Origin of the sequence: Hydrogenophaga sp. UC242_53 (genome assembly GCF_042696965.1) — a bacterium.
GTDB lineage: Bacteria > Pseudomonadota > Gammaproteobacteria > Burkholderiales > Burkholderiaceae_C > Hydrogenophaga.
In genome coordinates, this window is sequence record NZ_CP170552.1 from 1,122,804 (window position 1) to 1,136,674 (window position 13,871).

General features: G+C 68.8%; 14 protein-coding genes. 7 read left to right on the forward strand and 7 right to left on the reverse strand.

Annotated features, from left to right (window positions below):
* The first annotated feature begins 4 nt into the window (after window positions 1-4).
* The 3 genes from ACFJI0_RS05805 to ACFJI0_RS05815 all read left to right on the forward strand — a co-directional run bounded on the left by ACFJI0_RS05805 (window position 5) and on the right by ACFJI0_RS05815 (window position 2,247).
* Window positions 5-1,168, forward strand: a complete 1,164-nt coding sequence (locus tag ACFJI0_RS05805) for a JmjC domain-containing protein (protein ID WP_382323749.1) — start codon at window positions 5-7, stop codon at window positions 1,166-1,168.
* Between the two features lie 31 nt (window positions 1,169-1,199).
* Window positions 1,200-1,709 carry a hypothetical protein gene (locus tag ACFJI0_RS05810; RefSeq protein WP_382159576.1) on the forward strand — a complete coding sequence of 170 codons (510 nt, stop codon included), beginning with the start codon at window positions 1,200-1,202 and terminating at the stop codon, window positions 1,707-1,709.
* A gap of 190 nt (window positions 1,710-1,899) precedes the next feature.
* The gene (locus ACFJI0_RS05815; protein ID WP_382159573.1) at window positions 1,900-2,247 is read left to right on the forward strand and encodes a hypothetical protein; all 348 of its coding nucleotides are present in this window, start codon (window positions 1,900-1,902) and stop codon (window positions 2,245-2,247) included.
* A gap of 86 nt (window positions 2,248-2,333) precedes the next feature.
* Here the strand turns inward: ACFJI0_RS05815 and bamC are convergent, their stop codons facing one another.
* The 5 genes from bamC to ACFJI0_RS05840 form a co-directional block, all read right to left on the reverse strand.
* Window positions 2,334-3,449, reverse strand: a complete 1,116-nt coding sequence (gene bamC / locus ACFJI0_RS05820; RefSeq protein ID WP_382323750.1) for an outer membrane protein assembly factor BamC — start codon at window positions 3,447-3,449, stop codon at window positions 2,334-2,336.
* Between the two features lie 28 nt (window positions 3,450-3,477).
* A complete protein-coding gene (gene dapA, locus ACFJI0_RS05825; protein WP_382159570.1) occupies window positions 3,478-4,377 on the reverse strand; it encodes a 4-hydroxy-tetrahydrodipicolinate synthase in 900 nt (299 codons plus the stop codon).
* Window positions 4,378-4,452: 75 nt separating this feature from the next.
* A complete protein-coding gene (locus ACFJI0_RS05830; protein WP_382323751.1) occupies window positions 4,453-5,007 on the reverse strand; it encodes a class I SAM-dependent methyltransferase in 555 nt (184 codons plus the stop codon).
* Window positions 5,007-5,135 carry a hypothetical protein gene (locus ACFJI0_RS05835; protein ID WP_382159564.1) on the reverse strand — a complete coding sequence of 43 codons (129 nt, stop codon included), beginning with the start codon at window positions 5,133-5,135 and terminating at the stop codon, window positions 5,007-5,009. The genes ACFJI0_RS05830 and ACFJI0_RS05835 overlap by 1 nt, the downstream gene beginning before the upstream one ends.
* Entirely contained in the window at window positions 5,132-6,373 is a 1,242-nt protein-coding gene (locus tag ACFJI0_RS05840; RefSeq protein ID WP_382159561.1) for an MFS transporter, read from the reverse strand. The genes ACFJI0_RS05835 and ACFJI0_RS05840 overlap by 4 nt, the downstream gene beginning before the upstream one ends.
* Before the next feature lie 160 nt (window positions 6,374-6,533).
* Between ACFJI0_RS05840 and ACFJI0_RS05845 the strand changes: the two genes are divergently transcribed.
* The 4 genes from ACFJI0_RS05845 to ACFJI0_RS05860 all read left to right on the forward strand — a co-directional run bounded on the left by ACFJI0_RS05845 (window position 6,534) and on the right by ACFJI0_RS05860 (window position 12,286).
* Complete coding sequence (locus ACFJI0_RS05845) at window positions 6,534-8,504, forward strand: DNA topoisomerase IV subunit B (protein ID WP_382323752.1); 1,971 nt, start codon at window positions 6,534-6,536, stop codon at window positions 8,502-8,504.
* A 118-nt stretch (window positions 8,505-8,622) separates the two neighbouring features.
* Window positions 8,623-10,971: a DNA topoisomerase IV subunit A gene (gene parC, locus ACFJI0_RS05850; protein ID WP_382323753.1), complete on the forward strand. Its 2,349-nt coding sequence runs from the start codon at window positions 8,623-8,625 to the stop codon at window positions 10,969-10,971.
* Between the two features lie 7 nt (window positions 10,972-10,978).
* Window positions 10,979-12,085, forward strand: coding sequence for a DNA glycosylase AlkZ-like family protein (locus tag ACFJI0_RS05855; protein ID WP_382323754.1), 1,107 nt, complete (start codon window positions 10,979-10,981; stop codon window positions 12,083-12,085).
* A gap of 21 nt (window positions 12,086-12,106) precedes the next feature.
* A complete protein-coding gene (locus ACFJI0_RS05860; RefSeq protein WP_382323755.1) occupies window positions 12,107-12,286 on the forward strand; it encodes a hypothetical protein in 180 nt (59 codons plus the stop codon).
* Window positions 12,287-12,391: 105 nt separating this feature from the next.
* Here the strand turns inward: ACFJI0_RS05860 and ACFJI0_RS05865 are convergent, their stop codons facing one another.
* Together ACFJI0_RS05865 and ACFJI0_RS05870 are read right to left on the reverse strand one after the other, a co-directional pair.
* A complete protein-coding gene (locus ACFJI0_RS05865) occupies window positions 12,392-12,862 on the reverse strand; it encodes a RidA family protein (RefSeq protein ID WP_382323756.1) in 471 nt (156 codons plus the stop codon).
* Window positions 12,863-12,904: 42 nt separating this feature from the next.
* Entirely contained in the window at window positions 12,905-13,870 is a 966-nt protein-coding gene (locus ACFJI0_RS05870) for a transglutaminase N-terminal domain-containing protein (protein ID WP_382323757.1), read from the reverse strand.
* Between the last annotated feature and the right edge of the window lies 1 nt (window position 13,871).

Sequence of the window (13,871 nt, forward strand, 5' to 3'; positions counted from 1 at the left end):
TCCCATGCTCCATGCTTCCCCATCCAGCCCCCCCTCTTTGTCCGCCCCCGCGCCGGACCTGCCCTGCGACCTGCTCGGCGGCCTCAGCCCGGCGCAGTTCATGCGCCGGCACTGGCAGAAAAAGCCGCTGCTGATCCGCAACGCCATCCCGGGTTTCACGCCCTTGTTGAGCCGGCAGCAGCTGTTCGACATGGCCGCCGATGAAGCGGTCGAGTCGCGCCTGATCGTGCGCAAGCCCCAGGGCTGGACGCTCAGGCAAGGCCCCTTGACCCGCCCACAGCTGCCGCCGCTGCGCCAACCGGGCTGGACCCTGCTGGTGCAGGGTGTCGACCAGCACCTGGATGCCGCGCACGAGTTGCTCCAGCGCTTCCGTTTCGTGCCCGACGCGCGCCTGGACGATCTGATGATTTCCTGGGCCAGCGACGCCGGCGGCGTGGGCCCGCACTTCGACAGCTACGACGTGTTCCTGCTGCAGGCCACCGGGCAGCGGCGCTGGCGCATCGGCCGGCAGAAGGATTTGTCTCTGCAGCCCGACGTGCCGCTCAAGATCCTCAGCCATTTCGAGCCCGAGGAAGAGCATGTGCTCAACCCGGGCGACATGCTGTACCTGCCGCCGCGCTGGGCGCACGACGGGGATGCGGTGGGCGGGGACTGCAGCACCTACTCCATCGGTTTTCGCGCGCCGCAGCGCGGCGGCCTGGCGGGTGAACTGCTGCAGCGCATGGCCGACGAGCTGGACGACGACACGCTCTTTCGTGACCCGGGGCAGCCCGCCACCGCGACCCCGGCGGCCATGCCTGCCGCGCTCGAAGCCTTCGCGGTGGACGCCTTGCAGCGCCTGCTGGCGGAACGCGAGTCGCTGGCCTGCGCGCTGGGCGAGGTCATGACCGAGCCCAAGCCGCGCATCTGGTTCGACGAACCCGAGGGGGACTGGGCGCCGGGCGCCTTGCGGCTGGACCGGCGCACGCGCATGATGTACGACGAACGCCACATCTTCATCAACGGCGAGAGCTTTCGTGCCGGTGGTGCCGATGCCCGCCTCATGCGCGCGCTGGCCGACCAGCGCGCGCTGGACCAGCGGCAGGTGGTCCGCGCGAGCGAAGGTGCGCAGGCCCTGCTGCAGGACTGGTTCGACGCCGGCTGGCTGCACCGCATCGAACCCGCTTGAGGCGCTGTGGGCGCCTCGTCAGGAGACCCGCATGACCGATCCCCTGGATGCTTCGATCGCCGCGCTGCCCGAAGGCCGGCTCTCCGGCCGCGTGGCCTTCATCGACCTGATCCGGCAGGCCTTCGCCACGGCGGCGCAAGAGGGCTGGCCGCGCATGGTCCTGTGCGACGCGGACTTCGCCGACTGGCCGCTGGGCGAACGCGATGTGGTGGCTTCGCTCAATGCGTGGTCGCAGCGCGGCCGTTCGCTGCATCTGCTGGCGCGCGACTACAGCGTGTTGCGGCAGATGCACCCGCGTTTCGTGCAGTGGCGCAGCACCTGGGGGCACCTGGTGGAGGCGCAGGCCTGTGCCAGTGCCTCGGTGGGCGAACTGCCCAGCGTGTTGTGGTCACCGGCCTGGACGCTGCAGCGGCTGGACCCCCTGCGATGCACCATGGTGGTGAGCCGCAGCGCGGAGCGCCGCGTGGCCCTGCAGGAGCAGCTGCAGGAGTGGGCGCTCAAGAGCACGCCCGCTTTCCCGGCGTCCACACTGGGGCTGTGAGCAAAGGTAAAAACAACCCCTCTCGCTTCTTGCACCAGGACGGGGCGGTATCATCCGCGCGGCAGGGGAGGGTTGTCACGTCAACCCACTCCGCTGGATGGCCTCCCGTCACACAACACCCAGGGTGCGTGGAACCTTTCCGAACCGGTCGTTCGACCGCCTGTCTTTCTCATCCATTGGAACTGTCATCATGAAAAAAACCATCCTGCTCGCCAGCCTGTTGGCCGCCATCGCCTTGACCGCCTGCGGCAAGAAGGAAGAGGCACCGGTCGCCGCACCGGCACCTGCCGCTGAACCCGCTCCGGCCGCTGCTGCGCCTTCCATGGCCGGCGCTGCCGAATCCGCCAAGGAAGCCGGCGCTTCCGCCGTCGATGCCGCCAAGGAAGCCACCGCTGCCACCGTGGACGCTGCGAAGGAAGCCGGTGCCGCCACCGCCGACGCCGCCAAGGCCGCAGGCGCTGCCACCGCGGACGCCGCCAAGGAAGTGGCCGACAAGGCCAAGGAAGCCGCCGCCGATGCCAAGGCCGCTGTGAAGTGACCCAGCCCTGAGGGGCAGGCCCGCGCTGCGGGCCGGTCAAAGAAAAAGCCGCCCTCGGGCGGCTTTTTCCTTGGTGCGTGGCGTTCTTACTTGAGGTCTTCGGCCAGCAGTTTGGCAATGCGCTGCGCGGACGCCGAGCTGTCCGGCCGACCCTGGCTGTCGAGCACCGCGACGGTGGTCTGGTTCTCGACGCTCTTGACCGACACGCGGAAGCGCTCGGTCGAGGCCTCGGTCTTCGAAGCGCCGAACATCTTGGCGAAGAAGCCTGGCTCCTTGGCGTTGACCACGGGTTCGACGTAGCGCACGAAGTAGAGGCCCTGGCTGCGGTCGCGGTCTTCCACGGTGAAGCCCGTGCGATCGAGCGACAGGCCGACGCGGCGCCACGCGCGGTCGAAGTTGTCGTCGAACTGCACCACGGGCGCGTTGTTCACCATGGCGACACGCGCCGCGGCCTGCACCGGCGCGGTGGCGGTCACGGCCCGGGATTGCGCCTCGCTCACGCCGAGCTTGACCATCAGGCGGCGCAGGAACTCGGTTTCCAGCTCCACGTCGGCCGGGCGCGGCTGCCACACGGTCTGGTCTTTTTCCTTGGTGGAATAGACCTCCACCATGCCGCGGTGGCTGATGTAGATCTCGGTGCCGCCGTTGGCGGTGCGTTCGAAGCGGGTGCGGAAACGGTCGCGTTCGCCGGTGGAGTAGAGGTTCTCGAACACCTTGCCGATGGTCGAACGGATGAAGTCCTGCGGCAGCTTGGCGCGATTCTCGGCCCAATCGGTTTCCATGATGCCCAGGCCTTCCTGGTCGATGTCGAGCAGGAAACCGTTTTCCTGCCAGAAATCGCGCACCGGGCTCCAGAGCTTGTCGGCCGGGCGGCTCACCACGAGCCAGCGCTGGTTGCCCGCGCGCTCGATGCGCACGTCGCCCACGCTCACGGCGGCGGTGCTGGCGGCCGTGGCCTGCGCGGGTTGGGCGGTTTCATAGCCGCTGGCAGTGACCACCGAGCCGGGCACGTTGTAGCGCGAATCCCGGGTGAGCTGGCTCAGGTCGGGCGGCACGTCCAGGGTGCTGCCGCGCTTGGCGCTCTTGTAGTCGATCTTGTCTTCCTGCAGCATCGAGCAGCCCGAAACCACGAGGGCGGCGGCGGCCAGGAGGCCCAGGCGGGTCAGGATGCGCGGGGTCGAGGACAGGGTTCGGTTGGACATGAATGGGGCTCGGTAGGAACGAAAGGGGTCAGGAAATGAGGCCGGCCTGCTTCAGCGCGCCTTCGACCACGGGCGCCAGGGAGCGCGTCATGGGGGTCATCGGCAGGCGCATGGCCTCGTTGCACAGGCCCATGCGGGCCATGGCCCACTTGAGCGGGATCGGGTTGGCTTCCACGAACAGGTTCTTGTGCACCGGCATGAGCTGGAGCTGGATCGCCATGGCGCGCTTGACGTCGCCCGCGATCGCGGCCACGCACAGCTCGTGCATCAGGCGCGGGGCGATGTTGGCGGTGACGCTGATGTTGCCCTGGCCGCCACACAGCATGAGGGCCACGGCGGTCGGGTCGTCGCCCGAGTAGATCGAGAAACCTTTGGGCACGTCGCGGATCAGCCACTGCGCGCGCTCGATGTTGCCGGTGGCTTCCTTGATGCCGACGATGCCGGGCACCTGCGCCAGGCGCAGCACGGTGTCGTGCGCCATGTCGGCCACGGTGCGGCCGGGCACGTTGTAGAGCACGGTGGGCAGGTCGCCCACGGCTTCGGCAATCGCCTTGAAATGCTGGTACTGGCCCTCTTGCGTGGGCTTGTTGTAGTAGGGCACGACCTGCAGCTGGCAGTCGGCGCCCACGCTCTGGGCGAAGCGCGCGAGCTCGATGGCCTCGGCGGTGGAGTTGGCGCCGCAGCCGGCCATGATGGGCACGCGCTTGGCGCCGTGCGTCTTGGCCTGCTCGACCGAGACGCGGATGATCTCGCAGTGTTCCTCGACGTTGACCGTGGGCGATTCGCCCGTGGTGCCGACCACGCCGATGCAGTCCGTGCCCTCGGTGATGTGCCAGTCGATCAGTTTGCGCAGCGTGGGGTAGTCGACGCTGCCGTCTTCATGCATGGGCGTGACCAAGGCCACGATGCTGCCGGTGATGGGGTTCATAGGCTAAAGGCTCAAATGGAGGCGTCCACTCTGCATCGCCCCGGTGGGGCGGGCAGCGCGCGCGAATCTTGCATTCTACCCAGTGGCATCCAGCGGATACCTGGGCGGCGGCACGGGGGTCCCGGGCCGTTTTCGCACCGCCGCCAGCCGCTGGACAAAGCGCTCGGGGCGGTCGCAGAAACCATCTTCATAGGCCACCACGTGCAGACCCTGGCTGGCCTGCAAAAGTTCGCCCGGTTGCAGCAGAAAGTCGGGCCGCGAGGGCTTGCCCACGCTCTCGTTGCCGGCTGCGAAGGTCTCGTACAGCAGCAGGCCGCCTTCGGCCACGCTGTCCACGATGCGGGGCAGCAGGGCGCGCCAGAGGTAGTTGGTGACGACCACCGCGTCGAAACGCTCGCCGTCGAACGGCCAGGGCCCGTTCTCGATGTCGGCCAGCACGGCGCGGCCCAGGGGCTGCACGGCGGCGATGGCCTCGGGCGAACGGTCCACGCCGGTGACGGGGTGGCCCCGCTGGGCGAACCAGCGCAGGTGGCGACCCTGGCCGCAGGCCACGTCGAGCACCGAACCGCCGGTGGGCGCCAGGTGCGACCAGCGCCGCACCCACGCCGAAGGCGCCTCGGTGCCATGCATCAGAAGCAGCTCCAGATCTGGTCGGCCAGGTTCACCAGGAACTCGGGCCGGTGGTAGAGCGCGAACGTCGCCAGCAGGGCCGCGCCAGCCGCGGCCCAGGCCAGGGCGCGCACGGCCACAGGCTTCACGCCGCGGCTCCCACGCGCTGCGGGGCGCGCGCGATCGGGCCTTCGCGCACCGGCAGGTTCACCAGTCCGGCGAACACGCCCAGCGCGATCGCGAGGTACCAGACGATGTCGTAGCTGCCGGTCCTGTCGTACAGCACGCCGCCCAGCCACACGCCCAGGAAGCTGCCGATCTGGTGGCTGAAAAAGATGAAGCCGCCCAGCATGGACATGTGGGCCACACCGAAGATCTGCGCCACCACCGCGTTGGTGGGTGGAATGGTGGAGAGCCAGAGCAGGCCCATGACGGCGGAGAACACGTAGACGCTCATGGGCGAGAGTGGCGCGATCAGGAACACGGCGATCACCGCGGCGCGCGCGAAGTAGATGAAGGCCAGGATGTGGCGCTTGGCCAGGCGCTGGCCCAGCGCGCCAGCGGCGTAGGTGCCGATCACGTTGAACAGGCCGATCAGCGCCAGCGCGTAGCTCGCCACCTGGGGCGACAGGCCGTGGTCCTTGAGGTAGCTGGGCATGTGCACGCCGATGAACACCACCTGGAAACCGCAGACGAAATAGCCGGCCATCAGCAGCTGGAAGCTGCGGTAGCGGAAGGCCTCGCGCAAGGCCTGGCCAATGGTCTGTTCGCGGTGCACCGGCGCGCCGCCCGCGAAGCCCGGTTCGCGCAGGCCCAGGGCCAGCGGCATCACCAGCAGCACGGCGCCTGCGAGGAACAGCAGGGCCTGTTGCCAGCCGAAGCTGCTGATCAGCCAGCCTTCCACCGGCACCATCAGGAACTGGCCGAACGACCCGGCCGCGGCGGCCACGCCCATGGCCCAGGAGCGCTTCTCGGCCGGAATCTGCCGGCCGATCACGCCGTAGATCACCGCGTACGTGGTGCCGGCCTGGGCCGCGCCGATCAGCACGCCGGTGGTGAGCGCGAAACCCAGAGACGAGGTGCTCAGCGCCATCCCGGCCAGACCCAGGGCATAGGCCACCGCACCGCCGATCAGCACGCGGAAGGCGCCGAAACGGTCGGCCGCCATGCCGGCGAAGATGCCGAAGATCCCCCAGGACAGGTTCTGGATCGCCAGGGCGAACGAGAACGTCTCGCGGGACCAGCCCTGCGCCTGGGTGATGGGCTGCAGCCACAGGCCGAAGCCGTGGCGGATGCCCATGGACAGGGTGACGATCAGGGCGCCGCAGGCCAGCACCTGCAGGGCAGAGAGGCGGGGCGGGGTCGGGAGGGTGGGGGTCGAGGGCATCCGGGAACTGTAGCGAAGATGGATGGGCCTTGCCTGTCACGGGCATGCCGCGAAGGCTTGATATTTTCCCGCGCCACTGATGAATCGCGCGCATCGCTGGTCGGCCTGAAGCCGAAAGTCTGTATTTGCATACAGTCTTCGGGGCATACAATCCGCCCCCATGGCGACCCAAACACCCAACGAATACTCCGAAGGCTCGATCCGCGTCCTCAAGGGGCTGGAACCGGTCAAGCAGCGGCCGGGCATGTACACCCGCACCGACAACCCGCTGCACATCATCCAGGAAGTGCTGGACAACGCGGCCGACGAGGCCCTGGCCGGGCACGGCAAGAAGATCAAGGTCACGCTGCATGCCGATCATTCGGTCAGCGTGGAAGACGACGGCCGGGGCATCCCGTTCGGCCTGCACCCCGAGGAAAAGGCCCCGGTGGTCGAACTCGTGTTCACCCGTTTGCACGCGGGCGGCAAGTTCGACAAGGGCAAGGGCGGCGCCTACAGCTTCTCCGGCGGCCTGCACGGCGTGGGCGTGAGCGTGACCAACGCGCTCTCCACCCGGCTGGAAGTGACCAGTTTCCGCGAGGGCCAGGTGGCCAAACTGGCGTTCTCCGCTGGCGACGTGATCGAACCGCTGGTGATCTCGCCCAAGGGCGCAGACGACCGCAAGCAGGGCACCACGGTGCGCGCCTGGCCCGACGCCAAGTACTTCGAAGCCGCCACCCTGCCCATGGCCGAACTCACCCACCTGCTGCGCAGCAAGGCGGTGCTGATGCCGGGCGTGAGCGTGACGCTGGTGAACGAAAAGACCAAGGACACCCAGACCTGGCTCTACAAGGGCGGCCTGCGCGACTACCTGCAGCAGACGCTCACCGGCGAGCCGGTCATTCCCCTGTTCGAGGGCGAAGGCTTCGCCGACAGCGGGCACGACAGCTTCGCCGAAGGCGAGGGCGCGGCCTGGTGCGTGGCCTTCACCGAAGACGGCCAGCCGGTGCGCGAGAGCTACGTCAACCTGATCCCCACCAGCGCGGGCGGCACGCACGAAAGCGGCCTGCGCGACGGCCTGTTCCAGGCGGTCAAGGGCTTCATCGAACTGCACGCGCTGCTGCCCAAGGGCGTGAAGCTGCTGCCCGAAGACGTGTTCGCGCGTGCCAGCTACGTGCTCTCGGCCAAGGTGCTCGACCCGCAGTTCCAGGGCCAGATCAAGGAGCGCCTGAACTCGCGCGACGCCGTGCGCCTGGTCGGCAGCTTCGTGCGCCCCGCGCTCGAGCTCTGGCTCAACCAGCACGTGGACTACGGCAAGAAGCTCGCAGAGCTCGCCATCAAGGCCGCGCAGTCGCGGCAGAAGGCCGGCCAGAAAGTCGAAAAACGCAAGGGCTCCGGCGTGGCCGTGCTGCCCGGCAAGCTCACCGACTGCGAGAGCAAGGACCTCGCGCACAACGAGGTGTTCCTGGTCGAGGGCGACTCGGCCGGCGGCAGCGCCAAGATGGGCCGCGACAAGGAAAGCCAGGCCGTGCTGCCGCTGCGCGGCAAGGTGCTCAACACCTGGGAAGTCGAGCGCGACCGCCTGTTCGCCAACACCGAAATCCACGACATCGCGGTCGCCATCGGCGTGGACCCGCACGGCCCGAACGACACGCCCGACCTCAGCGGCCTGCGCTACGGCAAGGTCTGCATCCTGTCCGACGCCGACGTCGACGGCTCGCACATCCAGGTGCTGCTGCTCACGCTGTTCTTCCGCCACTTCCCCAAACTCATCGAGGCCGGCCACGTGTACGTGGCGCGCCCGCCGCTGTTCCGCGTGGACATCCCCGCGCGCGGCAAGAAGCCGGCGGCCAAGCAGTACGCGCTGGACGAAGGCGAGCTGCACGCCATCCTCGACAAGACCGCCAAGGACGGCGTGCCGCCCGAGAAATGCCAGATCAGCCGTTTCAAAGGCCTGGGCGAAATGAGCGCCGAGCAGCTGTGGGACACCACCCTCAACCCCGATACGCGCCGCCTCATGCCGGTCGTGCTCGGCGCGATCGACTTCGCCGGCACCGAAGCCCTCATCACCAAACTCATGGGCAAGGGCGAAGCCGCCTCGCGCCGCGAGCTGATGGAGTTGCATGGCGACTCGGTCGAAATCGATATCTAGTTGAACTCCCCCCGCGCCGCTTCGCGTCACCCCTCAGGGGCGACACTGGCAGACCGGCAGAGCCGGATCTGCGGTGTCCTTGACCGAATCGCCGCCTTGAACGAAGAACTGATTTGCCATGACTGAAACTCCTGAACTGCCGCTGTCCGCGCCGGACGACGACGGCATGAACCTCGCGAACTACGCGCAGCGCGCCTACCTCGAATACGCGCTTTCGGTCGTGAAAGGCCGCGCCCTGCCCGACGTGTGCGACGGCCAGAAGCCGGTGCAGCGCCGCATTCTCTACAGCATGGACCGCATGGGGCTGGGCTTCAGCGGGCCCAACCGCAACACGGCCGCGCGCCCGGTGAAAAGCGCGCGCGTGGTCGGCGACGTGCTGGGCCGCTTCCACCCGCATGGCGACCAGGCCGCCTACGACGCGCTGGTGCGCATGGCACAGGACTTCGCGCAGCGCTATCCGCTGATCGACGGCCAGGGCAACTTCGGCTCGCGCGATGGCGACGGTGCCGCGGCCATGCGTTACACCGAAGCGCGCCTGGCAAAGATCACCACCCTGCTGCTCGACGAGATCGACGAGGGCACGGTGGACTTCGTGCCCAACTACGACGGCTCCACCGTCGAGCCCAAGCAGCTGCCCGCGCGCCTGCCGTTCAACCTGCTCAACGGCGCCAGCGGCATCGCCGTCGGCCTGGCCACCGAGATTCCCAGCCACAACCTGCGCGAGGTGGCCGACGCCTGCGTGGCGCTGGTGAAGAACCCCAAGCTGGCCGACGACGAGCTGTTCGCGCTGCTGCCCGGGCCCGACTACCCCGGCGGCGGCCAGATCATCAGCCCCGCCAGCGACATCGCCGACGCCTACCGCACCGGCCGCGGCAGCCTCAAGGTGCGCGCGCGCTGGAAGATCGAGGACCTCGCGCGCGGCCAGTGGCAGCTCGTGGTGACCGAGCTGCCGCCGGGCGTGAGCACGCAGCGCGTGCTCGAAGAGATCGAGGAACTCACCAACCCCAAGGTGAAGGCTGGCAAGAAGGCGCTGACGCAGGAACAGACGCAGCTCAAGGCCAGCATCCTCATGGTGCTCGACGGCGTGCGCGACGAGTCGAGCAAGGACGCGCCCGTGCGCCTGCTGTTCGAGCCCAAGAGCAGCCGCATCGAACAGCAGGAACTCATCACCGCGCTGCTGGCCCACACCAGCCTGGAAACCTCGGCGCCGATCAACCTCACCATGGTGGGGCTCGACGGCCGGCCGACGCAGAAGTCGCTGCGGCAGATGCTCACCGAGTGGATCGAATTCCGCCAGGGCACCATCACCCGCCGCTCGCAGCACCGCCTCACCAAGGTGCTGGACCGCATCCACATCCTCGAAGGCCGGCAGCTGGTGCTGCTCAACATCGACGAGGTGATCCGCATCATCCGCCACAGCGACGAGCCCAAGGCCGCGCTGATCGAGCGCTTCAAGCTCAGCGACCGCCAGGCCGAGGACATCCTGGAAATCCGGCTGCGCCAGCTGGCGCGGCTCGAAGCCATCAAGATCGAGCAGGAGCTCAAGGAACTGCGCGAAGAGCAGGGCAAGCTCGAAGACATTCTGGGCAACCCCGGCAGCCTCAAGCGCCTGATGGTGAAAGAGATCGAGGCCGACGCCAAGACCTTCGCCGACGAGCGCCGCACGCTGATCCAGGCCGAGAAGAAGGCCGTGGCCGAGATCAAGGTGGTGGACGAGCCGGTGACGGTGGTGATCTCCAGCAAGGGCTGGGTGCGCGCGCGCACCGGCCACGGCCACGAGGCCGGCAGCTTCGCGTTCAAAGCCGGCGACGGCCTGTACGGCACCTTCGAGTGCCGCACGGTGGACACGCTCATCACCTTCGGCAGCAACGGGCGCGTGTACTCGGTGCCCGTGGCCAGCCTGCCGGGCGCGCGCGGCGACGGCCAGCCCATCACCACGCTGATCGAACTCGAAAGCGGCACGCAGCCGCTGCACTACTTCGCCGGCCCGGCCAATGCGGCGCTGCTGCTCAGCAGCAGCGGCGGCTACGGCTTCCTGGCCACGGTGGAGAACATGGTGTCGCGCCAGCGCGGCGGCAAGACCTTCCTCAACCTCGGCGAAGGCGAAACGCCGTGCGCGCCGTCGCACGCGGCCTTCACCTCCGGCGGCGTGCCGCTGGTGCCGGCCACGCACGTGTGCTGCGCCTCCACCGGCGGGCGCATCCTCACCTTCGAGATCGGCGAACTCAAGCTGATGGAGAAGGGCGGCCGTGGCCTGATGCTGATCGACCTCGAAGCCAAGGACACCCTGGCCGGCGCCGCCGCCTACACCCGCAGCGTGAAGATCGAAGGCATCGGGCGCGGCGGCAAGGAGCGCGAGGAAACGCTGGAGATCCGCAGCCTCAACAACGCGCGCGCCGCGCGGGCCCGCAAGGGCAAGGCGGCCGATCTCGGCTTCAAGCCCAGCCGCATCACGCGGGTGGAGTAAGGCGGCCATGGCGCGCTCGCCCACCCTGGCCGAGCTGCGCCGCTATGCGATCGCGCGCAGCCTGTTCAAACCCGTGACGCTGCCGGCCGCGATCCGCCGGCTCGGTTTCGTGCAGGCCGATCCCATGCGCGCGCCGGCGCGCGCGCAGGACCTCATCCTCTACCAGCGGGTGCGCGACTACCGCGCCGGCGACCTGGAGCGCCGCTACGAGCGGCTGGGTGTGGAGGAGGACGCGTTCGTCAACTACGGCTTCGTGCCGCGCGAGATGCTGGCGCTGCTGCACCCGCGCACGCCGCGCCGGCCCTGGGACGCGGCCACCACGGACCGCGCGCGCGAGCTGCTGGCCTTCGTGCAGGAGCGTGGCGTGGTCCACCCGCGCGAGGTGGGCGAGGCCTTCGTGCACCATGGCCGCGTGGCCGGCTACTGGGGTGGTGAACTCAATGCCAGCACCCGGCTGCTCGACGACATGCACCACCACGGCTGGTTGCGCGTGCGCCGCCGCGAATCGGGCACGCGGGTGTACGAGGCGATGCGGCACACCGAGCAGGACGACAGCCCGGCGGCGCGTCTGGCGCGAGCCCAGGCCTTGGTCGATGTCATCGTGGCGCTGTACGCACCCATTCCGGCACCCAGCCTCGGCTACCTGGTCACCCTGCTGCGCTACGGCGCCAATCACTTGTCGGTCGAGGCACGCGCCGTGGTGAAGACCGCGCGCGAACGCTATGGCGATGCCGTGATCGACGGCACCACTTGGTTCTGGCCGGCCGATGAAAACCCCGCTTCGCGCCGCCACCAGCCCGATGAAGGGGTGCGGCTGCTTGCGCCGTTCGACCCTGTGGTGTGGGACCGGCGGCGGTTCGAGATGCTGTGGGACTGGGCATACCGCTTCGAAGCCTATGTGCCAGCGCCCAAGCGCACCATGGGCCACTACGCCCTGCCGGTGCTGTGGGGCGAACGCATGGTGGGCTGGGCCAACCTGCGCCTGGAGCGCGGGCAGCTTCGGCACGAACTGGGGTTTGCCGAGGCGCGCCCCCGAGATGCCGTTTTCCGGCGCGCGCTGGACGAGGAACTGGAACGGTTCGAGCGCTTCCTGGCGCCCGCCGGATCCGAATGAAATGACGCAGGTGAGCTGACGATGGACAACAGCGAATGGACGGGAATCGTGATCGCCGCGGTGATGGCGGCGCTGGCCTTTGGCGTCGCGCGCTTCGCCACGCGGTATTTTGCGAGGCGCCGTGCCGGCCAGGCCAAGGCGGTCCCGCAAACCGCCCAGAGCCGCCAGGTGCGGCGCGCCAACGAACGCAAGAAGAAGTAACCGGGCTGGAGTGGGGGAGCCCGTCCAGAGACACCCAGGGTCCGGCTCTGCCGGCCCAAGGTGTCGCCCCCCTTCAAGGGGGGAGCGCCGAAGGCGCGCGGGGGGTTACTTCAACTCTGCGATCAGCTCGATTTCCACGCAGGCGCCCAGGGGCAGCTGCGCCACGCCGAAGGCGCTGCGCGCGTGCGCGCCGGCCGCCGAGCCGAACACCTCGCCGATCAGCTCGCTGCAGCCGTTGGTGACCAGGTGCTGCTCGGTGTAGGTGGCGGTGGAGTTGACCAGGCTGAGCACCTTCACGATGCGCTTGACGCCATTGAGGTCCGTGCCAGCGGCCTGGCAGGCGGCGGCGAGCGTGCCCATCAGATCGATGGCCACGGCGCGCGCCGCGGGCTTGGCTTCGTCGGTGGTCATGGTCAGGCCGAGTTGGCCGACCCAGGGCTTGCCGTCCTGCTTCGCGATGTGGCCGCTCAGGAAGATCAGCTTGCCGGTCTGCACGAAGGGCACATAGGCCGCGGCGGGCACCGCCACGGGCGGCAGGGTGATGCCGAGTTGGGTCAGCTTGTCGTAAATGCTCATGGAAGGCTCCTGAAGAATGAGCGGTCCATTCTATCGACGGGTTCAGGCGTCTTCGGCTGTCTGGAGCTGTTCCAGTTCGTCTGGCGGGGCCACCGTCACGGCCACCGCCAGCGTGTGGCGCGCGCCGCTCTGGATCACGCCGCGCATGGGCGAGACGTCCGCGAAATCGCGCCCGATCGCCAGGGTCACGTAGTCCTCACCCGGGCTGCCCCAGCCGCAGCGGTTGTTGGTGGGATCGAAGTCGAACCACGCGCCGGTGGGGGCGGCGTCGGGGTCATCGGCCGAGGCGGGCAGGGGCACGTACACCGAGACCCAGGCGTGCGAGGCATCGGCGCCGATCAGGCGCGGCTTGCCCGGCGGCGGGCGCGTGAGCAGATAACCGCTGACGTAGCGCGCGGGCAGGCCGAGCGAGCGCAGGCAGCCCAGCATGATGTGGGCGAAGTCCTGGCACACGCCCTTGCCTTGCGCCAGGGCGTCGAGCGCGGGGGTGTTCACCTCGGTGCTGTGGGTCTCGTAGCTCAGCTCGTTGTGGATGCGCTCCATCAGCGCGCGCGCCGCTTCCAGGGCCGGCAGGCCGGGCTTGAAGGCCGGGCGGGCGAAGGCGGCAAAGGCGTCGTCGCGCGGCACGTAGGGCGAGGCGAAGAGGAACTCGCTGGCCGCGTCGAACGGTGCCTGGGCGCGGTAGCGGAAATGCTCGCGCACGCGCTCCCAGTTCATGCCGCGCCAGGGCGGGCCTTCGGGCAGGGGCTCGGGCGCTTGTGTCTCGACCAGGCTGTCGGCCTCCACGGTCAACATGCTGTGGATGGATTGCAGCGAGAAGAAGGTGCGCGGGTTGCCGAACACGTCGGTGGTCTCGCTGCGCGCGGCCGGCTCGGGGTCGATGCGCAGCTCGTGCGAGCGCACGCGCTGCGAGGCCGTGTCCACCGGCCGCAGGTGCACCATGTGCTGCGCCATGTCGATGGCGCCGTGGTAGCGGTAGCGGGTGCGGTGCAGGATGCGCAGCAGCATG